We start from the raw sequence: 22056 nt of genomic DNA, 5'->3' as shown, positions 1-22056 counted from the left end.
CCCCGTTTTTATTTCCAGCTCACACTCGGCAGTACGTTTTCTTCGATTACCCGCTCTTTATGTTCAATCACCGCTTTTAGGATGTGGCGGATAACGTCGTCTGTTAAAAAGTGCGGCTCCAGTCCCAAGTCTAAAAGATTGGTGTTTACCGCTTCAAGGAAATGCTCTTCAAGCTCCACCCGCGGATTTTCCAGATGATCCACATCTACGTGGTAGCCTTCTTCTTCAGCTACCTTTTTCACCCGTTCAGCGAGTTCGAGTACAGAAAAGTCTTCAGTGAACTGATTGAATACACGGAACTCTCCAGGCTCAGCCGGCTTTTCTGCTGCAATTTCCACACAGCGCACTGTATCTTCAAGATTTAGGAAGCCGCGGGTCTGGCCACCTTTTCCGTAAACTGTCAAGTTACGTCCGATGGCGGACTGGATGATAAAACGGTTCAGCGCTGTTCCAAAAACCCCGTCGTAGTCCAGGCGGTTGGTAAGCACCGGGTCCATGTTAGTTTCATTCGTATCCAGGCCGTAAACGATGCCCTGGTTTAAGTCAGTAGCCCGGATGCCCCATACTTTGCAGGCAAACATAATGTTATGGCTGTCATGTACTTTTGATAAATGATAGAAGGAGCCCGGCTGTTTTGGAAAAGGAAGGCGGTCTTTGCGGCCCTTATGTTCCACTTCCAGGTACCCTTCTTCAATTGGAATATTCGGCGTGCCGTATTCTCCCATCGTACCAAGCTTAATCAGGTGGCACTCCGGAGCCATTTCTTTAATAGCGTAAAGCACGTTCAAATTCCCTACTACGTTGTTCACCTGCGTGTAGACTGCGTGCTCGCGGTCTATCATCGAATAAGGCGCAGAACGCTGTTCAGCAAAGTGAACGAATGCTTCCGGCTTTTCCTGTTCCATCACCTGCTGCAGGAAATCGTAATGCTGAAGATCCCCTTCGTATGTACGTATTTCTTTTCCTGTCAGCTCTTTCCACTTCGCCACCCTCTCTTCAAGGCTTGCAATCGGGGTAATCGAATTGGAATGAAGCTCATCATCAATTTTTCTGCGTACCATACTGTCGATAATTGATACGTCATGACCCTGCTTTGATAAGTAAAGCGCGGTCGGCCAACCACAAAATCCATCTCCACCTGCAACAATAATTTTCACGTCAGTTACCTCCACATCATTTAATACAATCTGATAATTCAAACAAACATAATTCTATGGGTATCTATAAGGTAATTTCTACCTCGTAGAGTGCAAGTTGCCGTCGTATATGTACGTCCGAGTAGAATTCCCATCGAAACAATACCACTCTCCTTATATTAACGCAACTATTTGTCTATATACCACCGTTATTCTATCATACTAACTAATCATTGCAGCTATCACAGCCATAATTCATAAAAATTACATAAAATTTATAGAAAAACAGAAGGGCGGAGGGTGTTTGGGAACCAGCTTGAACGGCTCGTCGGTTTCAGTCGGCTTGAGACGAAGTCGCAAACGATCTGAAATCACGAATGGATTAAGCTGGTAACATCCGCAGCTGGACAACGAAAAGCAGAGGAAGCCTGTTTAGCGGCGCGGGCCCCAGAGCTGAACAAAATCCGGAAAAGATTCACTTGTCAAAAGAGAATTTTTCCGGATCTTCATCCACGGCAATTAGTATATTATGTTCCTTCAGCTGTTCACTCAGATCCCGGGCTTCTTTATCACCGTATCCAAGCTTTGTTAATCGTTCATAAATATCGGACGCACCGTTGCGGAAGAACTGTTTCACGAACTCCACCGGACTTTTAACGTCTGCATCTGTATCACTGACTTTCAATTCTTTTGCAGTCGCTTTTTCCGCCTCCAGAGCCAAAGCATAAATCTGTTCCCTTTGGATGCCCTGCATCTTTAATTTATCTACAGCCTTTTGTGCTTCTTCTACGGTTACAAAAATACGAGCGGTAGGCAATAGTTCCCCCTCCTTGCAAGGAATATTACCACTCCGTCCGTAAAATGAAACAAGGAATATTTATCCTCCAATATATCTCTGGTATAACGATCTTGCTTCTACTTCCCCGGAAACGCCGTGAATGATGGCTCTTCCGTCTTTAAAAAGCACCAGCCGCTTATTTTCAATATTTAACACCAGCAGATGCCGATTCGCTTTGGAGACGTGCTGCTTATGAACGTCCGCCGTCCGCTCGAGCGATACCTGCATGTCTGGAAGAGGCTTCACCTGCACCGCATCTCTGCCGCACAGCGTTTCCGCCTTGCTTCTCCCACTCCATGCGAGCGCGGGATAAGCTGGCGATTCCCCGCAGGAAGGACAATGCTTATCCTGCAGCGAGTTCACATGAATGGAAGAGCTTTCGTTCGACCATACATCAAACGACCACAGTGTCCCGCGGAGCTGATCAAAGGAATGGGTAAGCAGCTTCATCGCTTCGGTCACCTGAGTGGCGCTTACGAATTGAACAGCCGGAGCTATAATTCCCACCGTATCACACGTTTCTCCTTCCATCGGAATGCCCTTCATCAGGCAACGCAGGCACGGCCCTTGCCCCGGCCTTACGGTATAGCTCAGTCCGTAGGCGCCCACACAGGCTCCGTAAATCCACGGAATTCGGTGCTTCAACGCTGTATCATTAATCATCAGCCGTGTCTCCATATTATCGAGTCCGTCAATAATAAGGTCTGCAGGCATACAATTTTCGAGCAGGGCCGGATCTGCTTCTCCCACAATGATTTCAATAGAAGCATCACTCCGAATATCAAGCAGTCGTTTTTTCGCCGCCTCTGCTTTTGGCGTATAGGTCGCTGCGTCCGCTTCCGTATAAAGCTGCTGACGCTGAAGATTGCTTTCCTCCACATAGTCACGGTCAATCAACGTTAATTTTCCGATCCCCGCGCGTATGAGAGTTTCGGCTGTTAAACTCCCGAGAGCTCCGGCACCTACTACTATGACGTGGGCCTCCTGCAGCCTTTTCTGTCCCCTTCGGCCGATTCCGTGAAATAACCGCTGCCGGGAAAAACGTTCTTCCGTATTCAAATACTGAGGCCTCCTAAAGGGCTGCTCGCCTGGGCGTAGAATTTTTTATCTATGCGCCCTGCTTCTGCGCCAAGCGCTCCGGCCCTCACTGCCAATTTCATCGCTTCTGCCATTTTTACAGGATCGCCCGCGCCCGAAACGGCCGTATTCAGCAGGACACCATCAGCGCCGAGCTCCATGGCATAAGCAGCATCCTTCGGACTCCCAATACCTGCATCTACAATCACCGGGACTTCCGCCTGTTCAATAATGTGGGACAGGTTGTAAGGGTTAATGATCCCAAGTCCCGTGCCTATAGGGGAGGCCCCTGGCATCACTGCATGAACCCCAAGCTCCTGAAGCTTTCTGGCGAGCACAACGTCATCGGACGTATAGGCAAGGACAGTAAACCCTTCGTTCAGCAGCTGTTCTGAGGCCCGTAGCGTTTCCACGGGATCCGGCAGAAGCGTTTTATCGCAGCCGATCACTTCTACTTTAATCATGTCACACATGTTGGCCGCCTCTGCCAACTTCGCAGTGCGCACAGCTTCTTCAGCTGTTTTGGCCCCGGCTGTATTTGGCAGCAGCCGGTACTTTGAGACGTCCATCTGTTCAAATGGATCAGGCTGGCTGCTGTCAAACAGGTTCATTCTGCGAACGGCAAAGGTCAGTACCTCTGTTTCCGATGCTTCTACAGCCTGCAGCTGCGTCCTGGCGTCTTTATATTTCCCGGTGCCGAGAAATAAATTCGATTCAAACGTCATATTGCCGATACTAAGCATTTGTTCATCCGCCTCCTACAAAATGAATGATTTCGATTCTATCCCCGTCCATTAAACCTTCCTGCTGGTGAAATTCTTCAATTACAATAGTGCCGTTGCGCTCCACCACTGTTTTTTTGTGGGCGATCTGAAGCTCTTCAAGTAAATCGGCTACCGTGGTACTGTTCTCAATATTCTGTAATTGACCATTAAGCGTGATCTGCATGAATAATTCCTCCCTTTCGTATTTGAGGATCTACGGCAAACAGGTGCTTCCAGTCCTCGCGAACGCTTTTCCCCTCGATCCGGTCAGCCATCCAGCTTCCGCTCAGTGCTGAAAGCAAAATACCGTTTCTGTAATGGCCGGTCACTACCCACAAACCCCGTTCGGTCTGTCCCATATATGGCAGCCCGTCTCCTGTCTGCGGCCGGACACCGCTCCAAAGCCTTTCAATATTCGCATGCTTCAGCCCCGGCACTAAATGCACAGCTGCTTTCATCAGCTCCTGTACCGAAGCTACAGTGACACCTGTACTCGAGTCGCCGGGTTTTTCTGAAGCGCCTATAAAGATTTCCCCGTCCTTTTTCGGAACAATATACACCTGCGGAGTGTGGAGGGTGTGTCTCAAATTCTCCCGGGGCATGCGTACGGACAAACACTCCCCTTTCACCGGATAGAGGGTGAACTGCTTCTCATCCAACAGCTCCGCCCCGGCGCTTCCCCCGGTAAAAACAACTTCTTCCGCTTCAACAACTCCTTCACTTGTTTTCACACCGTAAACGCGGCCGTCAGCTTCCAAAAGACGATCCACTGAAGTATTTTCCCGTACCATTGTCCCGCGGGCCTTTGCTGCTTTGGCAAGAGCCATTGTCCATTCATAGGCACGAAGCTGGCCGTCTTTTGGAATGGACCAGGCGCCCCGTATATTTTCGGAAAGCGCCGGCTCCCTGCGCAGTGCTTCATATGGCGAAAGCCACTCCGCGCCGTAGCTGCTTCCTGCAGCGCGCTGGTATTTTTTTTCGCCCGCCTTATCCCATACAGGCTTCAGCATCCCGTTGTTCACATAGGAAACGTCCATTCCACTGATCGCTTCCACTTCAGGGACCAGTTCTTTAAACAGCGCCCGGCTTTCCAGGGCGAATTCCTGAAAAAGGCCAGGCCCCTCCCATTCAGACTGGGCTCCGAGCATACCGGCAGCCGCTTTTGATGCTCCGGAAGCGATGGTTTCTTTTTCGATGACCATCACACGACGCCCCCGTTTGCTTAACTGATATGCAAGCGAGCATCCCTGTACCCCTGCGCCCACAATAAGAACTTCTGTATCAGCCTTCATTGTCATCACTCCTTAACCGGATTCTGAGCTCTTCGGCTGCTTTCCCGGGTTCTGCCGCATCATAAAAATATGCAATGGCTGCCACCCCGGACGCTCCGCAGTTTATACCTTCTGCTGCCTTGTCAGCATCAATTCCTCCGATGGCAATCACGGGGATGCGGACGCTTTCCGCCACAGCTTTCAACGCCCGGACTCCGCGCGGCGGCTTTCCAGGTTTACTGTCTGAGGCAAACACATGACCAAAATACAGCCATGATGCCCCCTCCTGTTCACTTCTTTTCGCTGCCTCTACAGAGTGTATCGACTGCCCCCAGCTTACAGATGCCGGATAGATTGTACGACGCTCCGGCAGGTGGGTACCGGCCAGCCCATATGCAGCAGCAAGCTCCGGTTCATTATTTATGATCAGCTGCGCGGGGGCGGTTCCTTCTTTTAATGCCAGCTCGACGGCCCTTTCCTTTTCACGCTTTGTCCATTCAGGCGCCCGTATATGCACGTAATCGACGATTCCTGTGAGCTCCCTCGTTTTTTCGCCCCACGCCCCCACTGTTATATCCGGCGGCGATACCGCATGTATACACGGCTTCGGTTTGTAATCCATAAAAAAACCTCCTTCCAGAAGGAAGGAGGCTGCCTGTTAAAAGGTTCAACATGGCTGCTTCCCTCCGCTGGCTCTCCAGATCAGGTTCAAAGGGTTCCGGATGTTTCTCCGGTCTCAGCCTCAGCAGGCACCCCCAGCAAATATAATATTTTCCACAAAAAACCCCGCTTTCATTTAGAAAGCGGGGGAGATAGTCGTATTGGCATCTCTTCCCCACTTCCCTCCGCTGGTATAATCCAGATCAGGTTCAAAGGGATCAGCTTTACGCTGTCTCAGCCAACAGGCACCCCTAGTGGTTGGTATTATTTATATCATAACGCGGTACTCTTCTTCCGTCAATTCGATGCGGAATTTTATGCCTGGAAAATCGACAGCACCACCCACAGGGAAGGAACGCTTAAAATAGTCGTCACCAGTGTAATACTCGAAACAAGCTGGGGGTTGGAATCAAATTGTACAGAAATCATTGCCATGGTTGCTGCACTCGGCATCGCTGTTGAAACAACCAGCACGGTCGTTAACGTGTCGCTGGTCTGCAGCAGCAGGGCAATTACGTAAGCGAGAGCCGGCGCGAATACAAGCCGTAAAAACGTACCTGCACTAACAAGCTTCCAATCCATGCTTTTGACGGATATGCGTGCAAGCTGCATCCCCAGGATAATCATAACCACCGGTATTGCAGCGCTCGCGAGCATATCGAGGGCTTCATAATAGGTCGCTCCGACCGGTATCCCGGTCAGCTGGAAGACAATACCGGCGAGCAGTGCATAAAATACCGGCATCCGCAGTACCGTCCGGAACGCGTCAGCCGCATCCATATTGGCACTGTTTGCGATATAGACGCCTACAGTATTCATCAGCATCGTCTGAATGACCATAAAAACGATAGAGTAGGCAAAGGCTGTATCACCAAACGCAAAAGCAATTAACGGAGCACCGTAATTGCCCGCATTCATAAACACGGTAGAGAGCATCATGCCGGTTTCGTTAGCTTTCGGCCATTTACGCACGTAGGACACTAATTTGATCAGCCCGGTCATAACCGCTAAAAATACCAGGGAAAACAGAGCCATCGACAGCATATCGCTGTTCAGCTCTCTTTCATAGAATGTCCGGAAAACAAGCGCAGGCGTCAATACATAAAGAGCGACAGCCGACACCGGCCGAATATCCACTGCCTGTCTTTTCTGCAGCAAATAGCCAATCGTAAATATTAAAATGATTGGGATCAATACATTGATCAGCACACCCATGCGGAGCCCTTCCTTCTTTCCTCAAATTTAATGCCTCTTAACGCTGGCCGCTTTTTCTCAGTAATCGTGCCGCAGCATCTGCTTTAAAATACGTTTTTCTTTACGTGATACAAGAATATACAAATAATCACCGGCCTGGATTATTGTCTCACCAACCGGAGTGACCAGTTCATCGTCCCGGACAATCGCGCTGATCAGCGCAGATGCGGGAAATTCAATGCTTTGGAGCGTCTGCCCGACAATCGGCGTCGCTTCATTCGTTTGAAATTCCATAATTTCTGCGTTCGCTTTTCCGAGTGATACGAGCTCCAGGGAATGAGTTGGCGCTTCGCGGAGCGGACCGGATAGGTGAAGCCATTTCGCTAATGGAGCGATGGTCGCCCCCTGGATCAGCGCAGACGTCAGCACGATAAAGAAGACGACATTAAAAATTTGGCTGCCCGACTCCACACCAGCAACAATCGGGTATGTAGCCAAAATAATCGGCACCGCCCCGCGCAGACCTGCCCAGGATAAAAATATATTCTGCTTTGGTTTATAGCCGAAAAAGGAAGTCGACAAAAACGTAGCCAGCGGACGGGCCAAAAACATTAAAACCGCTGATAATATGAGTCCCATGGTGATGTTTGACCAGGTCAAAATGTCTCTCGGGAAAGCAAGCAATCCCAGGATGATAAACATGCTTATTTGGGACATCCACGCCATGCCCTCGTTGAACCGGTAAATCGGCTGGCGGTAAATCAAATCGGAGTTACCTATTAAAAGCGCTGCTACATATACTGCCAAAAACCCGCTTGCGCTCATGCTTGAGGTCACACTGTAGGTTAACAGCGCGAAAGCGATCGCAAACAGAGGATAGAGTCCACTAGAATCCAAGTTAATACGGTTAATGGTCCATGAGGCTGCCCATCCGAACAACCCGCCCATCGCAAGACCGGCGCCCATCTGCCAGAAAAATGCACCGGATAGCAGCCAGACGTTTGGCGAATCTGCCAATATTAATTCAATAAAGAAGAGCGTTAAAAACACCGCCATTGGGTCGTTACTCCCCGATTCCGCTTCGAGGGTGGACCCCATTTTTTTATCAATGCTCCGTCCCTTCAAAGCGGCAAAGACGGCAGCGGCGTCTGTCGAACCGACTGTAGCTCCGAGAAGCATCGCCTCGAGCCAGGTCAGATCAAGCAGCTGCTTTGCCACCAGCCCCATCAGGGCAGCCGTAAACAGAACGCCAAACGTGGCGAGCGTTACGGAAGGCCCCACCACCGGTCTGATATCGCGCCACCTTGTCTGGGTACCCCCTTCAAACAAAATAATGATTAGGGCTATAATTCCGACGGTTTGGGCAAGCTGGACATTTTCGAACTCAATAATGCCAAAACCATCATTTCCCATCAGCATACCTAGAATAATAAACAAAATAAGTGAGGGCACGCCGAGCCGTGTCGAAAATTTCGTTACGATGACACCTAAAATAAGCAGAAGTGCCCCTAATAATATAAATGAATCCACATTCGCGTTCCCTTCAAACAATGCCCGCTTCCTCCTTTCACCTGCCGCAGTTGTACCCCTGGCTTCTTTATGTATTACTTGCATGATACATGTAATTTTCGTTTAAAAAATAATGATATTCAGGCCATCTGGTCTATCCTTTCTATACCCAAAAATGCCCGCATATAAAAAAGCATGCTGTTTTGCAGCATGCTCTCTGTATTACCCAATCACATCGTAGCCGATGGACAGGATAATTGCGAATAAAATGATCCATATAATCCAGAACATAGCGTGTTTTCTCCCTGCCCGCCGACGCACAAACATCATTTCCATTACCCCGATAAATATGAGGGCCAACACACCTTTAATAATGGAAAGGAGCGGGAAGCCATACAGCGCCACCATACCTGCGCCAGAAAGAATCATGATAACCACGAACAGCCGCTCAATCATCATTGTTACTTTTTGTTTTGGGAAAAGGTAGCTGATCAAAAAGAAAATGATCAAAAACGCCCATGAACCGGAATGTGCTTCGTATAAGATACTTTGAAGATCCATATGTTTTCCTCCTTTCAGTCTTTATTAAGTTTCTACTCCAAATGTTTCACCTGATTGTAACTATAATCAAAATAAAGCCTGCGCTCAAGCCGTAGCAATTTTTGTTTTTGAACGTTTTATGGCGCTATCAGCTTTAGACCTACAACCGAAGCAAGGATCACCGCAATACTTATAAGCCTGCCCGTATTTGCAGGCTCTTTATACCAAAGCATCCCGAACAGTGCGCTCCCTGCTGCGCCTATACCCGTCCAGACAGCGTACGCAGTGCCCATCGGGAGAGTCTGCATCGCCAGCGAAAGGAGAAAAAAGCTTGCTCCAAATCCGGCAGCAATCATGAACAGCGGCCAGATGGCCCGTTTTTGAATCCATTCGTTAATCATAGAAACACCAATCATCTCAAAAATACCTGCACCGATCAAATACAGCCATGTCATCACTGTCCACCGCTCCCTTCATTTACTCCTGCCCGGCCGGAAGCTGTATGCAGACCGGCAATTCCGGCAATCAGCATGAAAATAAAGACCAGCTTGATCCATGCGAACGGCTGACCGAAAAAGATCATATCAAGAACCGTCGTTCCGATCGTCCCAATGCCGACAAAGGCCACATACGATGTGCCTACAGGAAGATGCTCGCCTGCCCGAATTAAAAAGAGAAAGCTCAGTACGATAGCTACTAGTGTTCCTGCCCATTCCCATCCGGCCGATGCATGCTTCAAACCGATGACCCAGAGAATTTCAAATGCTGCTGCCACAGTGACGTTAATCCATCCCATTACAGCCCCTCCTTGTCGGCGCTTGCTTAATTATTTCCCGGAAATATTCATTTCAGCTTTCAGCCGCGAAAAAACCCGGGAAGTCTTCGCAGCGAAGATCTCCCGGGTTTTTATCCCTCCGTGGCGCAAACTATTTGTTTGCGGGTTTTCTCTCGGACCAGACCGGCTCTGCCGCGGAACCCTAGAAAACATTCTGCCCCTCAGTATATCAAATTTCGGGATATTGTCTACGAGGAGGCATTGTCTTTAGATGGAAACACAAATTCCACACCATTTTCTTTTCGTTTTAATTTGGCGTCAAACGGCTTTTTTCCTTTAAACCCTTTGATCACCTGCGTTTCACCTTTTTCACACAGCTTTTTAACCTGAGCCTGAGTAATTTTTTTCTTCAGTAACGTTTTTGGCACGGTGAATTTACAGCCGTTGGCATACTCACTGCAGCCGTAGAAGGACTTCCGCTCCATCAGCTGTCCCTTTTGGCATACGGGACAGAGAGCGATTGGCTCTGCGCGCTGCGGCTGTTTTTTAGACGTGGCTACCTGCTCCGGATTTGTCTGCATATTGGTTATGCCGGCAGGCGCTTCTTCGACCAGTTTTTTCGTAAAAGCCTCTGTCTGCTTTAAAAAAGCTTCCTTATCCGCTTCCCCGCTGCCGATCTGTTTTAAAAAAGCTTCCCACTTCGCGGTCAGCAGCGGCTTGGACAAAAGTGTCCCTTCTACTACTTCGCACAGCGCCCGCCCTTTAGCGGTCACTTCCACAATGTTCTTTTGAATCCGGATATATTCCTGCTTTTGCAGTGTTTGAATAATGGTACTACGCGTCGCTTCGGTCCCGAGACCCTCCGTTTCCTGCAGTACTTTTTTAGATGTTTCATCATCCTCGATCCATTTGCCGCAGGACTTCATCATGTTGATCAGCTGTCCTTCGGTATAAGGCTTGGGCGGCTGGGTTTCCTTTTCAGCTGCCTGGACATACGCCTCCACCTGCTCTCCCCTGGTTAATGGAGGGAGAGTATTGTCCTCCTGGTCTTTCTTCTTTTTTGGTCCCGGAAAGAGCTCCTTCCAGCCCAGCTGCTTGTCCACCCGGCCCTTGCTTTCAAAAATAAGTCCCTGGACGTCGGTTTCAACAGTCGTTTCTTCATACATATAGTTGCGGTGAAACATAGCGAGCACGCTGTTCATAACTTCTTTGTACACCTGCTGCTGGGCCTGGTTCAGCTTTTCAAACTGCGTCTGGCTCAGCACTTTTTTGGTCGGAATGATCGCATGGTGCTCCTGGACTTTGCTGCCGTCTACAAACCGCTTCGAAGGCGTAGTGGACGCCGGTTCAAAGGAGACGTTCATGCACTCCTGCATCCGGGACAGGTTTCCTTTCAAGTAGTTAAATTCCCCTGACGTGATATGGCGGGTATCCGTTCTCGGATAGGAAACAGCTTTTAATGGTTCATCATACAGGCTCTGTACCGTTTTAAGCACGGCCGACGGACTCATTTTATACTTTTTGTTCATCGTCGTCTGCAGGCTCGACAGCGAATGAAGAAGCGGGGGCTTTTCCTGCTTTTCTTCTTTTTTTATGCTGCTGATCGTGCCTTCGGTATCCTTTTTCAATCCATGCTCCTTCCAGATACGGAGCACCTCTTCCTTCGAGCCGAAGCGCTTTTTATACTTTCCTTTATACTCCCCCGCTTCCGCACGGAAGGTTCCTTCAAGCTCCCAGTAAGGCTCGGGCTCAAATGCCTCAATTTCCTTCTGCCGGTCGTAAATAAGCTTGAGTGTTGGCGTCTGGACTCTGCCGACACTGAACACTTCATTGATGCCCTTCTGCTTTAACAGCAGCGTATACAGACGGCTCGCGTTCATGCCGACAATCCAGTCGGAAAATTGGCGGGCCCGCGCCTCCTCATAAAGAGGGAGATAGTCTGCTCCCTCCCGGAGCTGCTCAAACCCTTTATACACTTCATCCTTTTCCAGACTGTTGATCCAAAGACGCCGGGTGGGTTTATGGGAGGTTTTCGTATAGTCGATGACGCTTCGCGCAATGTTTTCGCCCTCCCGGTCGCAGTCGGTCGCAATAATAATGCTGTCGGCCTCCTGAAGCATCTGCTTGACGATCTTCAGCTGCTTGAACGCCCGCGGGTTAGGCTTAAAGCGAAAATGGGCGGGAAGCATCGGGAGAGTGTCGAGCGACCATTTTTTCCAGGAAGATTCGTAATCGGCCGGAGCGCGGAGCTCGAGCAGATGGCCAAACCCCCAGGTAAGCACTGCCCCGTCCGGAAACAGACTGCACGGCTTCAGCCTCATATATCCGTCTTTTTTCTCCTGTATTTGAAACGCGGCCGCATAGGCTTTTGCCTGGGACGGCTTCTCCGCTAAGATCACTGGCATAAAGAAATTCCTCTCTTCGCTGATTCCTTTGAATTCAAGAACATTTGTTCTTTAATTATAATGAATCTGTCACAAAAACGAAAGATGAAGCCTGCCTTTCATATACTCAACTTCGGCCGGGCGTGATACACTAGCATTTGTGAAAACAATGGAAGGACGCTTCCACTCGAAGAAACCACCATTCGGGAGGAGAAATAGACAAATGAAGCCTTTAAAACAGCAGGGATACGAATATTATGATTTAGCCGATATACTGCATGACAGCTACAGCGACGAAGACCTTGCTGCTCTCACCGCAGCCTTTGACGATCTTCCGGCAGATGACTACGCTCCGGATCTGAATCGTTACCGGCAGTACGGCCGTGCCGTTATTTTTCCGGGCACCCACCGAATCGAATGGCTGCCGGAAACAGTTAAAAACGGCAAAAGCTACTACGATTATTTTCAGGGATCGTTCAATCCGGAATATCCCGATGCGAGCCGCCGCTTCCCTGCAATTCCCGAACACGTCAGGCACAACCGGCTGCTTGAAGCACTGATCGCCTTTAATTTCCGCCAGACATTCTGGACGCGCGAAGATGCGCTGATGCCTTTTCATGCGGGCGTCCACTTTGTGAAGCTTCATGTTGAATCGGGAGAGGACGAAGCTTTTTCCTCACCAAACACACTGCACCAGGACGGCGAGCCGTTCACGTTTGCCCACCTGATCCGCCGGCGTAATATCGAAGGTGCCCGGAACGTCATTTCTGTGCCGGAGGTCCGCGGACGGATGCCGGAGGACGTTGAAAAGGAAAAAATTACTGACTCCTTTTACATGACCCGTCCGCTTGAATCCTACGGGGTGTATGATCCGCTGGTCACTCATTACGTCGGCTCTGTCCGTAAGGGACCGGAGGACGGACCTGGAGAGCGTTCTGCTATTTTAATTGACTATCAGCCGACCGTCGTTGCCAATCCGGATGAAATCCGCAGCATGCACGGCGACACAAACAATATGGATTATGTATAAACCGAACCCCCGGCGCCTGCTGCCCCGGGGGTTTACTATTTATCTGCTTAGTTCACAGAGGTTAATGACACAAGCTCGTATTCAATCGTTGTCCGGTGGGATTCCCATTCCACCCGGTGAATAACCGCCTTGCCAAAAGGTACTTTTTCGGCAAAGGTGTGAATTGGAAGCGGGTGATCGAGCGGAAACATTTGATAATTATCTTTAATCAGCCGAAAATTTTTCTCATCAAGGCGCTCGGCCTGCTTATTCGTAATAATTTCCCAGTTCATTTCTACAGAAAAACCCATATTCGTCCCTCCTGCTCCCTTGTCTCTATAATAATAACGCTTACTTATCTATTTCCATTATGGCAGATTTTTAAGCGATTGTACGATTAAATCCCAAAATTTATCATTATCGACTGCTGTTGCGACCTGCACCGGCCCTTCTGCAGCGGAAGTATCAATGACTGTTTCCCCGTACGTATGCTTTCCCACTGTTTCAACCTTTACCTCGGCCGATTCAAATGTAAACAGGGACGGTTGCAGGCATACTGCCACCGCGCAAGGGTCATGAACCGGCGGAAGCGTCAGCTGAAAATGCTCCTCGTAGGCACGCTGGAAGTGATCAAGAAGTTCATAGGTAAACTGGGCCGCCATTGTTGGTATCTCTTTAATCCTTTCCACCACGGCCTCGGAGGATAACGCCTGATGAGTAACATCGAGGCCGCACATCGTGATTGGAATACCGCTTGTAAAAACGATCTCTGCCGCTTCGGCATCCGCATAAATATTAAATTCTGCTGCAGGTGTCCAATTGCCAAATGTGCCGCCGCCCATAATCGACAGATGGCGGATACGACCAGCTGCCTTCGGATTTTTCCGGCACAGTAGTGCAATATTGGTAAGCGGGCCGGTCGCAATAACAGTAATTTCTTCCTCCGAATGAAGCAGTATATCTTCCATTACATCCACCGCGTGTCGTTCCTCCACCATATGTGTCGGCGCTGGAAGCTCCGGTCCGTCGAGGCCGGATTCCCCGTGAATAGAAGGAGCGTGCTCCGGCGTACGGACCAGGGGTCTTCCCGCTCCTTCCGCCACTGGCACTCCACTCAGTCCTGCAGTATCAGCGGCCACTAAAGCGTTTCTTGTTGTCTTTCCTATATCAGCATTTCCTGAAACAGTCGTCACAGCCCGGATATCCATGTCCGGATGACCGGCTGCGAGAAATAATGCGATTACGTCGTCGTGTCCCGGGTCCATATCCATAATTACTGGTGTTTTCATCTGCTGCTTCCTTTCTCTGCATAACTGTATGTTTATTCAAACCAAAAGCACCGCCGACCGGCGGTGCTTTCCTGCTTCGGACTCTGGCGCTTAAAGTCCTGCTTCGTAGTTCAATTTTTTCGACATTTCCCGGAACTGCTGCTCGTCAAATCCCGGGGCAAATTCTTCCGGAATATGGTCGAGGTTCGGAATTTCCCCGCCCTCCGGTGTCGGCATGTCGCTGACTACTTCGAGTTCACCCGGTGGTCCGACTGGTGTCGGTCCATTCCAGATCCGGTCAAGCATTGTGTAATCGTTATCGCTGAAACGATAGAGCTTACGGTGCGCGCCCTTCGCTTCATATTTCTGGGCGTGGTCATATTTACTGTTATCAAGGTCCGGCACCGGTAGCATTTTCGTTACATCCACGCCTGTTAATTTCTCCAGCGCTTTAGCATAGGCCACTACGTGCACTCCGCCGCGCACAAGCAGGTAGCCGCACAATTCACGGGCTGTTTCATTGTCGGTCATTTGATATACCCGCATCTTGTGCGTTCTTGCTCCGCATTCCAGGTAAAAATTGTGAAGCAGATCGTTGACGAGGTTACCGCTTGTAAAAACATTGTCCCCTGTCCACGGCGCTCCCATCGAATCCTTCGGTACAGCGTTTTGACCGGCAAAAATAAAGCTTTGTGGATTTCTTGCATCCATAGCTTCACTGAGCGGTGTGCTGTCCGGATTGGCCGGGTCCTGGCCGCTTTGGCTTGTGGAACCCTGCAGACATAAATTTATTGTATTGGCAACCAGCTCTACGTGTCCGAGTTCCTCAGCTGTAATGCTTGCAACTAAATCATAAAACGGGCGTAGCTGTTTTTTGCTGCGAAAATTAAACGACTGGAATAAATAGTTATTGAGCGTTGACATTTCACCGAATTTTCCACCTAAAAGCTCCTGTACGACGTTGGCTGAGTTAGCGTCTGGATTACTGGGCGTTGGGAGGTCGATCTGCAGTTTATCAATTCTCTTAAACACAATGATTCCTCCTATAGGTTTAAATTCGTATTTCGCTAGCAAAATACATTAACCTATTACCTTTCCTGCCATAAAGCAAACACTCGATTTCTTTATATTAACAATATTCATTCTTTTTACACAATTACTATTGTATGCAGAATTCACTGCCCTTCCGGCTTTGAACCCATGTTTAAAAGTAAGGGGCGGCAGGAATAATGATAATTAGTTTCACTACGAAAGGAAGGATTACCCATGGATAAGAACGAAGCAAAGAGACACGCACTCGATATCATTGACAGCAACAAAGTAGGCGTACTTGCCACAATTGAAGGCAACAAGCCCCACTCCCGCTATATGACGTTTTACAATGATAATTTCACCCTTCTCACACCGACGAGCAGCAAGACCCACAAGGCAGAGGAAATCGAAAAGAATTCCAACGTCCATATTCTGCTCGGCTACGACGGTGAAGGATACGGAGACGCTTTTGTTGAAATTTCCGGCAAAGCAGTAATCCGTCATGACCAGGAGACGAAGGAAAAGGTTTGGACTGACAGTGTGCAATCCTGGCTCGGTTCCCCGGACAACCCGGAATATATTGTCCTCGAAATCCAGCCGGACTCTATCCGCCTGATGAACTCCAAAGGAGACACTCCTGAGGAAATCGATTTTTCTTCTTAAGTCAATAATAGCCCCCGCCGGCACCAGTCCGGCGGGGGTTATTTTTATAAAGCCTTCCAGGCTTCTTGAATATCCATATCTCCTGCAAGCAGTTCGACCGTTTGTCCCCGGGCGTTCTCAATGTCGAGGGCTGCGATCATCGTGCGGGCAACGTCCTCTCTGGAAATATCTCTTTGTTCGGGGTTGGAAAGCTTTTCTGCAAGCTCAATTTTTCCTGTTCCCTTATCAAACGTAAGCTTTCCCGGACGAACAATCGTATATGGCAGGCCGCTGCTCTGCAGATGCTTGTCTGCGTTCAGCTTTGCTTCTGCATAATGCTTAATAGGTCCCTGCGGATTGTCGACACCAATTCCGCTCAGCATAACGTAGTGCTTCACGTCCTGCACTCTTGCCGAATCAATGGTTTTTTTTGCCCCCTGCTGATCTACGCTCACTGTTTTTTCAGGTCCGGTGGAAGAGCCGGAGCCAGCGGCGAACATAACAGCATCCATGCCCTTCAAAGCGGCCGCCGTATTTTCTTCAAGGTCTGCAAGAATCGTGGATGCCGCACCCAGTTTTTTCAGCGCATCTGCCTGGGAGACTTCACGCACCATAGCATGCGGTGTATGCTCCGGGTGGGCTGCAAGCTGCTCCACCAGCAAGCGGCCCGTATGTCCGTTCGCTCCTATGACTAATACATCCATTTTAGTGCCTCCTTTTTTACATTTGTTCCCTGCAGTCCTCAGTTTAAACGTCTTCCCCCGGCTTCTTACCCCACTCGTTTCGTGTTTCTCCCGGGCACTCTCCACGTTTTTTTCGGAATTTACCCGGTCTTGAATAGATAGAAAGAATCACCGCGGAAAAAATAAGAAAGATACCAAGTCCCTGCCAGCTGCTCAGCCTGTCCCCAAAAGCGAATACACCAATCACAATGGCCACCATCGGCTCCACAGTTGATAAAATCGCCGCTTTACCCGACTCGATATATTTCAGCCCGATCGTAAACAGTATATACGCAGCAATCGTGGAAAGAAGAATGCCTCCAAGACCGTACATCCACATCATCGGCTCCTGTATGGCTTCTTCGTTTGCCAGAAGGCCGCTGAAAGGAACCATCACCAACCCTCCGGCAAGCATCGTGTAGGCAGTGATCGTAATGGAATGGTACTTCGGCGTTACAAATTTACCGAGAATACTGTACAGGCCGCAGCATAAACCAGAAAGCAAACCGATCATAAGAATCGGCAGCGACATTCCGCCTGCTCCACCCGGAAGCAGGCCGGCCACCAGCGCACAGCCGGCGATGGTAAGCAAAATAGCCGCCAGCTTGTGCATTGTTATTTTTTCTTTAAATACAAACCTTGAAATGAGGGCTACAAACACCGGACTTGTGTAAAGAAGCACCACTGCAATCGAAAGCGAGGCTTCATTCATCACAGTGAAATAACACCAGTTAAAGAGGGCTATACTGCCGACGCCGAGCCCGATAAAGTGCGGCAGATCATACCACCGGACCTTTAGAAGATACGGACGGATCAGGGCTACAGCCAAAAAAAGAATCAGAGCTGAACCCGCCATGCGCAGAGCCACTACCTGGTCGGGTTCGATATTGTACCTGTACATGTTCTGCACGAACAACCCCGTAAACCCCCAGAACGAAGCACCGGCGACAGCAAATAAATAAGCAGTGGATGGTTTCATAGCTGCTCCCCCTTGTATAAATCTTTTTCCTTCAGCTCCGCTATCATCTCAAATTTCCCTGGCCGCTTTCTATATATTTTTAATTATTCTTAAATAGTATTGACCTTCCCTGATCTTAAATGTTTGAAAAAATACAGCGTGAGGTATATTATACATTGCTACCGGGTATTATCCGGTAATTATGAAAGGATGGTTGCTATGCATACCGATTTTACAAAGCAGTATATAAACGGCTCCTGGGTGAGCGGCTCATCCAGCAAAACAATTGAAAATACTAATCCTTATAACGGCGAATCACTGGGAACAATAGCTTCCGCAGACGCCAATGATCTTGACCGCGCTTATCAGTCGGCCAATGATTATCAGAAAACCTGGGACGCTCACAGCCCAGCCGAAAAACAACAGTATATCCACCGGCTGTACGATGTTATGCAGAAACAGAAGGAAACCATTGTGGAATGGCTTATCAAGGAATCCGGAAGCAGCAGACTGAAGGCAGAAACTGAGTTCAACACAGCTTCCAACATTGTTTTTGAATCTGCGTCCTTCCCTAATCGGGTTCACGGAACGACTGCTCCTTCAAACACTCCCGGCAAAGAAAACTACACCTTCCGGTCGGGCAAAGGAGTTATTGGTGTTATCGGCCCATGGAACTTCCCGTTCCATCTTGCAATGAGAACAATTGCACCAGCAGTGGCAACAGGTAATACCGTCGTTGTTAAGCCAGCCTCCGACACACCGGTTACATCCGGACTGCTGATTGCAGCATTGTTTGAAGAAGCCGGATTTCCAGCAGGCGTCATTCACGTCACTGCCGGACGCGGCTCTGAAATTGGCGATGCCTTCGTCACTCATGAAGTACCAGCTCTGTTATCGTTCACCGGCTCCACGGAGGTCGGCACGCATATTGCTGAGCTTGCGGCGAAAAACTTAAAGGAAACCGCTCTTGAGCTTGGCGGCAACAATGCCATGGTCGTTCTTCAGGACGCCGAGGTGAAAAAAGCTGCCAAAGCAGCAGTATTCGGGTCCTTCCTTCACCAGGGACAGATTTGTCTCGCATTGAACCGCGTCATTGTTCATGATGACATTTACGACGAATTTGTCGAAGAGTTCACCCGTGTGGCAAAAACGTTAAAAGCTGGTGACCCTTCGGATGAAAATGTCATCGTCGGCCCGATCATTAATGAAGAACAGGTCAACAATATTGAGAACCTGGTTCAGGGTACAATTGATGCCGGAGCTAAACTTCAGACAGAGTTTGAAATCAACGGCCAGGTTATACCGCCGGTGGTCCTTTCCGAAGTAACTAATGACATGCCGGCAGCAAAGGATGAAGTCTTCGGCCCTGTTGCAACGTTAATCCGGGCATCGAGTGAGGACGAAGCCATCCGTATCGCAAACGATTCTCCTTACGGCTTGAGCGGATCGGTCTTCACCCAGGACCGTTACCGGGGCATGCAGGCAGCTCGGCGTATTAATTCCGGCATGGTTCACGTAAACGACCAGTCTGTAAACGATGAAGCGCACCTGCCGTTTGGTGGCGAGAAGCAATCCGGTATCGGACGCTTTAACGGCGAATGGGTTTTAGATGAATTTACAACCGAGCAGTGGATCAGCGTACAGGCGCAGGACCGCCCTTATCCATTGTAAATTCTCCGGAAACCTGAAGATGAATTTGTTCTGTTTCCTTTTATTACCTTGCGGCCTGCCCTAAAATTGATTACTCTGTAAAGAGAGGGGTAAGGAGGTTTGGAAGTGGAACAAGAAAAAGACGTAAAAATATTTGATAAAGACGAACTTTTGTATTTTGATGGAAAAGAGTGTCGGATGATCGCAGAATATGAACGTACAATTTGTGTTGAATACGTTCATTACCCGTTCGCCGGCCAGGAGGAAGAATTTCCGTATCCACGCGTTATTCTCCGCAAAGGAGAAGTCGAGCGCTCGGCGGTCTAAACGAAAAGTTTGCTTTAAAATAACAGCAAAAACAGGGACTGTCCTTTTCCGGGGCAGTTCCTGTTTTTATGTTTCTTCACCTTCGGAGGGAAGGGCAGAAGGTTTTTATTTTTTTGTCTGAAGCCACTCTGGACTTCTGGCAAAACGTTGATAAGCCTTAAAGATGTCCTGCTTTTGATCCCCTTCCGCTGCCGCGAGCCGGAATGCTTTTTTCATTTGCTTCTTTTGTTCTTCCCGGGTGCTGTTGTTGTCAATAAAATGAGCGGATACCATCGCACCCCAGGCTTCCGGTGAACGCCGGTGTCCTCTTTGGCTCTTCCATAAAACAGCAAAAATCCCCACCGCCATTACTGCGGCTGTCTTTTTTAAGTAGCGGCGCCGGCATTCACCTATATAGGTATCTCGCATAAAAATCTCCCTTTCCTTAACTATTAAAAGCTGCTGTCTAAATTTTAACATTCCCATGCGTTTATCCATCTCTAAAAATATTTTTACCAAAATAAGTTGACATGTTCTCCAATCTATTTTAAAGTATTTATATACCCACCGGGGTAATAAATCAAAGAACGGGTAAATATCAATGAGAGTTTACGAAAAATTTTTCATTATTTTTATACCCCAACCCGTAAATGTATTTAACTTAAGGAGAGATTAGATGCAGGAAACCAAAAAGACCACCATTGTATTATTCAGCGGCGACTACGACAAAGCCATGGCAGCCTACATTATCGCCAACGGCGCCGCTGCGTACGATCACGAGGTCACCATTTTTCACACGTTCTGGGGATTGAATGCCCTCCGCAAACCGGAAAAGCAAAGCATCGTTAAAGGAAAACTCGAAGCGATGTTCGGCAAAATGATGCCCCGGGGAGCCGATCGCATGGGTCTTTCCAATATGAACTTTCTTGGCATTGGGCCAAAACTGATTAAGAAAGTCATGAAAAAACACAATGCCATGCCGCTGCCGGAGCTGATCGATATGGCCCGGGAACAGGACGTACGGCTGATCGGCTGTACCATGACCATGGATCTGCTCGGGCTTGATGAAAAAGAGCTGCGCGATGACATTGAATACGCCGGCGTTGCGGCCTATCTGGGCGAAGCGTCTGAAGGTCATGTGAATTTATTCATTTAAACTTCATTTTCTGGATGACTTCCTGGTACGAATCAAAAATTTAATTTAAAGGAGAAATAATAAATGGAACCAAAAACAACAATTGATGCTAAAGGACTTGCCTGCCCACAGCCGATTCTGAAAACCAAAAAAGCTATTAAAGACATGGAGAGCGGTGAGGTGCTTGAGCTGCACGCGACCGACAAAGGAGCGCAGAGCGACTTAACGGCCTGGACGAAAGCCGGCGGCCACGAACTGCTCGACCACAGCGAAGACAATGGCGTCTATAAATTCTGGATTCAAAAAGGCTAACAATATCGTCACCCGGGGAAGCCATGGATGTGCTTCCCCTCAAGGGAGGTTTTTCCATTGTCACTGCTGTTTATCGTCGTGATTTTCCTCCTGGGGTTTGTCGGTTCCTTTGTTTCCGGCATGGTTGGGATCGGCGGCTCGATCATCAAATACCCCATGCTGTTATACATTCCCCCGCTGCTCGGGGTAGCGGCCTTTTCCGCCCATGAAGTGTCCGGCATCAGTGCCGTTCAGGTCTTTTTTGCCACCATCGGCGGCGTCTGGGCGTACCGCAAAGGCGGCTATCTGAACGGCCAGCTGATTCTGTATATGGGCGGAAGTATTCTGATCGGCAGCTTTATCGGCGCCTATGCCTCGAATTTCTTCAGCGAAGCTGGCGTCAACATGGTGTATGCCCTGCTTGCGACCATCGCCGTGGTGATGATGTTTGTACCGAAAAAAGGCCTGGACGACCAGGACCTTACACGGATTACGTTCCATAAGCCTCTCGCCGCTGGATTGTCCTTCGTGGTCGGGATCGGGTCCGGCATCGTCGGGGCCGCCGGCGCATTTATCCTCGTGCCCATCATGCTCGTCGTATTAAAAATCCCGACCCGGATGACGATCGCGACGTCGCTTGCCGTAACCCTGATCTCGTCCATCGGAGCGACCGTTGGCAAGGTGGCGACCGGCCAGGTGCTGTACGGCCCGGCCCTGATCATGATTGCTGCCAGCCTGATCGCAGCACCGCTCGGGGCCCAAGCCGGCCAGAAGGTCAACACGAAGCTTCTGCAAAGTATATTGGCCGTGATCATTTTAGCCACCGCTGTTCAAATATGGATCCAGATTATTAACGGATAAAACGTTTGCTACTATACAGTACCGGGTATTCGTC

At 49.1% G+C, this 22056-nt stretch carries 26 protein-coding genes and 3 riboswitches; of the genes, 7 read left to right on the top strand and 19 right to left on the bottom strand.

Going from position 1 to position 22056, the window contains the following annotated elements; translation table 11 throughout:
• Positions 1-8: 8 nt before the first annotated feature.
• The 13 genes from ACTRXF_RS07920 to ACTRXF_RS07860 form a co-directional block, all read right to left on the bottom strand.
• Entirely contained in the window at positions 9-1157 is a 1149-nt protein-coding gene (locus tag ACTRXF_RS07920; protein ID WP_474261451.1) for an NAD-dependent epimerase/dehydratase family protein, read from the bottom strand.
• A 454-nt stretch (positions 1158-1611) separates the two neighbouring features.
• Positions 1612-1953 carry a general stress protein gene (locus ACTRXF_RS07915; RefSeq protein WP_474278593.1) on the bottom strand — a complete coding sequence of 114 codons (342 nt, stop codon included), beginning with the start codon at positions 1951-1953 and terminating at the stop codon, positions 1612-1614.
• Positions 1954-2013: 60 nt separating this feature from the next.
• Positions 2014-3033, bottom strand: a complete 1020-nt coding sequence (locus tag ACTRXF_RS07910) for a ThiF family adenylyltransferase (protein ID WP_474278591.1) — start codon at positions 3031-3033, stop codon at positions 2014-2016.
• A complete protein-coding gene (locus ACTRXF_RS07905) occupies positions 3030-3794 on the bottom strand; it encodes a thiazole synthase (RefSeq protein ID WP_474278589.1) in 765 nt (254 codons plus the stop codon). Before ACTRXF_RS07905 ends, ACTRXF_RS07910 begins: the two co-directional genes overlap by 4 nt.
• A gap of 4 nt (positions 3795-3798) precedes the next feature.
• Positions 3799-3999, bottom strand: coding sequence for a sulfur carrier protein ThiS (thiS, locus tag ACTRXF_RS07900; protein WP_322527061.1), 201 nt, complete (start codon positions 3997-3999; stop codon positions 3799-3801).
• Complete coding sequence (gene thiO / locus ACTRXF_RS07895) at positions 3983-5107, bottom strand: glycine oxidase ThiO (protein WP_474278587.1); 1125 nt, start codon at positions 5105-5107, stop codon at positions 3983-3985. The genes thiS and thiO overlap by 17 nt, the downstream gene beginning before the upstream one ends.
• Complete coding sequence (locus ACTRXF_RS07890; RefSeq protein ID WP_474278585.1) at positions 5097-5708, bottom strand: thiamine phosphate synthase; 612 nt, start codon at positions 5706-5708, stop codon at positions 5097-5099. Before ACTRXF_RS07890 ends, thiO begins: the two co-directional genes overlap by 11 nt.
• A 42-nt stretch (positions 5709-5750) precedes the next feature.
• Positions 5751-5853: riboswitch (TPP riboswitch) on the bottom strand.
• A 56-nt stretch (positions 5854-5909) separates the two neighbouring features.
• Positions 5910-6009, bottom strand: a riboswitch (TPP riboswitch).
• 52 nt (positions 6010-6061) lie between these two features.
• Entirely contained in the window at positions 6062-6961 is a 900-nt protein-coding gene (locus ACTRXF_RS07885; protein ID WP_474261457.1) for an AEC family transporter, read from the bottom strand.
• 57 nt (positions 6962-7018) lie between these two features.
• Positions 7019-8491: a potassium/proton antiporter gene (locus tag ACTRXF_RS07880; RefSeq protein ID WP_474261458.1), complete on the bottom strand. Its 1473-nt coding sequence runs from the start codon at positions 8489-8491 to the stop codon at positions 7019-7021.
• 180 nt (positions 8492-8671) lie between these two features.
• A complete protein-coding gene (locus ACTRXF_RS07875) occupies positions 8672-9010 on the bottom strand; it encodes a DUF1516 family protein (protein ID WP_022792537.1) in 339 nt (112 codons plus the stop codon).
• A gap of 116 nt (positions 9011-9126) precedes the next feature.
• Entirely contained in the window at positions 9127-9444 is a 318-nt protein-coding gene (locus ACTRXF_RS07870; protein WP_474278664.1) for a DMT family transporter, read from the bottom strand.
• Positions 9444-9785: a DMT family transporter gene (locus tag ACTRXF_RS07865; RefSeq protein ID WP_474278583.1), complete on the bottom strand. Its 342-nt coding sequence runs from the start codon at positions 9783-9785 to the stop codon at positions 9444-9446. The genes ACTRXF_RS07870 and ACTRXF_RS07865 overlap by 1 nt, the downstream gene beginning before the upstream one ends.
• A gap of 97 nt (positions 9786-9882) precedes the next feature.
• A riboswitch (guanidine-I (ykkC/yxkD leader) is annotated at positions 9883-9981 on the bottom strand.
• Positions 9982-10012: 31 nt separating this feature from the next.
• Positions 10013-12169 carry a type IA DNA topoisomerase gene (locus tag ACTRXF_RS07860; RefSeq protein WP_474278581.1) on the bottom strand — a complete coding sequence of 719 codons (2157 nt, stop codon included), beginning with the start codon at positions 12167-12169 and terminating at the stop codon, positions 10013-10015.
• Positions 12170-12371: 202 nt separating this feature from the next.
• On the opposite strand from ACTRXF_RS07860, the gene ACTRXF_RS07855 reads away from it, so the two are divergent.
• Positions 12372-13178, top strand: a complete 807-nt coding sequence (locus ACTRXF_RS07855; RefSeq protein WP_474278579.1) for a 2OG-Fe dioxygenase family protein — start codon at positions 12372-12374, stop codon at positions 13176-13178.
• 47 nt (positions 13179-13225) lie between these two features.
• Here ACTRXF_RS07855 and ACTRXF_RS07850 read toward each other — a convergent pair whose 3' ends face one another.
• From ACTRXF_RS07850 to ACTRXF_RS07840, 3 genes are all read right to left on the bottom strand, one after another.
• The gene (locus ACTRXF_RS07850; protein ID WP_022792532.1) at positions 13226-13468 is read right to left on the bottom strand and encodes a DUF2584 family protein; all 243 of its coding nucleotides are present in this window, start codon (positions 13466-13468) and stop codon (positions 13226-13228) included.
• A gap of 57 nt (positions 13469-13525) precedes the next feature.
• A complete protein-coding gene (locus ACTRXF_RS07845; protein ID WP_474278576.1) occupies positions 13526-14446 on the bottom strand; it encodes a nucleoside hydrolase in 921 nt (306 codons plus the stop codon).
• A 90-nt stretch (positions 14447-14536) separates the two neighbouring features.
• Positions 14537-15457, bottom strand: coding sequence for a manganese catalase family protein (locus ACTRXF_RS07840; protein ID WP_474261463.1), 921 nt, complete (start codon positions 15455-15457; stop codon positions 14537-14539).
• A gap of 234 nt (positions 15458-15691) precedes the next feature.
• Here ACTRXF_RS07840 and ACTRXF_RS07835 point away from each other — a divergent pair, with 234 nt between their 5' ends.
• On the top strand, positions 15692-16120 hold the full coding sequence (locus ACTRXF_RS07835) for a pyridoxamine 5'-phosphate oxidase family protein (RefSeq protein WP_474261464.1): 429 nt from the start codon (positions 15692-15694) through the stop codon (positions 16118-16120).
• Positions 16121-16164: 44 nt separating this feature from the next.
• Here the strand turns inward: ACTRXF_RS07835 and ACTRXF_RS07830 are convergent, their stop codons facing one another.
• Together ACTRXF_RS07830 and ACTRXF_RS07825 are read right to left on the bottom strand one after the other, a co-directional pair.
• Positions 16165-16803, bottom strand: coding sequence for an SDR family oxidoreductase (locus ACTRXF_RS07830; protein WP_474278574.1), 639 nt, complete (start codon positions 16801-16803; stop codon positions 16165-16167).
• 43 nt (positions 16804-16846) lie between these two features.
• Positions 16847-17800: a DMT family transporter gene (locus tag ACTRXF_RS07825; RefSeq protein WP_474278572.1), complete on the bottom strand. Its 954-nt coding sequence runs from the start codon at positions 17798-17800 to the stop codon at positions 16847-16849.
• A gap of 198 nt (positions 17801-17998) precedes the next feature.
• Between ACTRXF_RS07825 and ACTRXF_RS07820 the strand changes: the two genes are divergently transcribed.
• Complete coding sequence (locus ACTRXF_RS07820; protein WP_474278570.1) at positions 17999-19450, top strand: aldehyde dehydrogenase family protein; 1452 nt, start codon at positions 17999-18001, stop codon at positions 19448-19450.
• 105 nt (positions 19451-19555) lie between these two features.
• Positions 19556-19756 (top strand): hypothetical protein, encoded by a 201-nt coding sequence (locus tag ACTRXF_RS07815; RefSeq protein ID WP_022792525.1) that lies wholly within the window; start codon positions 19556-19558, stop codon positions 19754-19756.
• A 105-nt stretch (positions 19757-19861) separates the two neighbouring features.
• On the opposite strand, the gene ACTRXF_RS07810 is transcribed toward ACTRXF_RS07815, so the two are convergent.
• Positions 19862-20164 (bottom strand): hypothetical protein, encoded by a 303-nt coding sequence (locus ACTRXF_RS07810; protein WP_474278568.1) that lies wholly within the window; start codon positions 20162-20164, stop codon positions 19862-19864.
• 247 nt (positions 20165-20411) lie between these two features.
• Here ACTRXF_RS07810 and ACTRXF_RS07805 point away from each other — a divergent pair, with 247 nt between their 5' ends.
• The 3 genes from ACTRXF_RS07805 (at position 20412) to ACTRXF_RS07795 (ending at position 22022) form a co-directional block, all read left to right on the top strand.
• Positions 20412-20891 (top strand): DsrE/DsrF/DrsH-like family protein, encoded by a 480-nt coding sequence (locus ACTRXF_RS07805; protein ID WP_474261469.1) that lies wholly within the window; start codon positions 20412-20414, stop codon positions 20889-20891.
• A gap of 63 nt (positions 20892-20954) precedes the next feature.
• The gene (locus tag ACTRXF_RS07800; RefSeq protein WP_474261470.1) at positions 20955-21182 is read left to right on the top strand and encodes a sulfurtransferase TusA family protein; all 228 of its coding nucleotides are present in this window, start codon (positions 20955-20957) and stop codon (positions 21180-21182) included.
• A 27-nt stretch (positions 21183-21209) separates the two neighbouring features.
• A complete protein-coding gene (locus ACTRXF_RS07795; RefSeq protein WP_474261471.1) occupies positions 21210-22022 on the top strand; it encodes a sulfite exporter TauE/SafE family protein in 813 nt (270 codons plus the stop codon).
• Positions 22023-22056 lie beyond the last annotated feature (34 nt).

This window comes from Marinococcus sp. LNHM3E3-2.2 (assembly GCF_056034385.1).
Note: the sequence above shows the minus strand (reverse complement) of the source record. Positions and strands in the feature narration are given on the sequence as shown.

Coding starts and splice junctions, on each gene's coding strand:
- ACTRXF_RS07905 (WP_474278589.1), bottom strand. CDS start 3,794: ATGCTTAGTATCGGCAATATGACGTTTGAATCGAATTTATTTCTCGGC.
- thiS (WP_322527061.1), bottom strand. CDS start 3,999: ATGCAGATCACGCTTAATGGTCAATTACAGAATATTGAGAACAGTACC.
- thiO (WP_474278587.1), bottom strand. CDS start 5,107: ATGAAGGCTGATACAGAAGTTCTTATTGTGGGCGCAGGGGTACAGGGA.
- ACTRXF_RS07890 (WP_474278585.1), bottom strand. CDS start 5,708: ATGGATTACAAACCGAAGCCGTGTATACATGCGGTATCGCCGCCGGAT.
- ACTRXF_RS07885 (WP_474261457.1), bottom strand. CDS start 6,961: ATGGGTGTGCTGATCAATGTATTGATCCCAATCATTTTAATATTTACG.
- ACTRXF_RS07875 (WP_022792537.1), bottom strand. CDS start 9,010: ATGGATCTTCAAAGTATCTTATACGAAGCACATTCCGGTTCATGGGCG.
- ACTRXF_RS07870 (WP_474278664.1), bottom strand. CDS start 9,444: ATGACATGGCTGTATTTGATCGGTGCAGGTATTTTTGAGATGATTGGT.
- ACTRXF_RS07865 (WP_474278583.1), bottom strand. CDS start 9,785: ATGGGATGGATTAACGTCACTGTGGCAGCAGCATTTGAAATTCTCTGG.
- ACTRXF_RS07860 (WP_474278581.1), bottom strand. CDS start 12,169: ATGCCAGTGATCTTAGCGGAGAAGCCGTCCCAGGCAAAAGCCTATGCG.
- ACTRXF_RS07855 (WP_474278579.1), top strand. CDS start 12,372: ATGAAGCCTTTAAAACAGCAGGGATACGAATATTATGATTTAGCCGAT.
- ACTRXF_RS07850 (WP_022792532.1), bottom strand. CDS start 13,468: ATGGGTTTTTCTGTAGAAATGAACTGGGAAATTATTACGAATAAGCAG.
- ACTRXF_RS07845 (WP_474278576.1), bottom strand. CDS start 14,446: ATGAAAACACCAGTAATTATGGATATGGACCCGGGACACGACGACGTA.
- ACTRXF_RS07835 (WP_474261464.1), top strand. CDS start 15,692: ATGGATAAGAACGAAGCAAAGAGACACGCACTCGATATCATTGACAGC.
- ACTRXF_RS07830 (WP_474278574.1), bottom strand. CDS start 16,803: ATGGATGTATTAGTCATAGGAGCGAACGGACATACGGGCCGCTTGCTG.
- ACTRXF_RS07825 (WP_474278572.1), bottom strand. CDS start 17,800: ATGAAACCATCCACTGCTTATTTATTTGCTGTCGCCGGTGCTTCGTTC.
- ACTRXF_RS07820 (WP_474278570.1), top strand. CDS start 17,999: ATGCATACCGATTTTACAAAGCAGTATATAAACGGCTCCTGGGTGAGC.
- ACTRXF_RS07810 (WP_474278568.1), bottom strand. CDS start 20,164: ATGCGAGATACCTATATAGGTGAATGCCGGCGCCGCTACTTAAAAAAG.
- ACTRXF_RS07805 (WP_474261469.1), top strand. CDS start 20,412: ATGCAGGAAACCAAAAAGACCACCATTGTATTATTCAGCGGCGACTAC.
- ACTRXF_RS07800 (WP_474261470.1), top strand. CDS start 20,955: ATGGAACCAAAAACAACAATTGATGCTAAAGGACTTGCCTGCCCACAG.
- ACTRXF_RS07795 (WP_474261471.1), top strand. CDS start 21,210: ATGTGCTTCCCCTCAAGGGAGGTTTTTCCATTGTCACTGCTGTTTATC.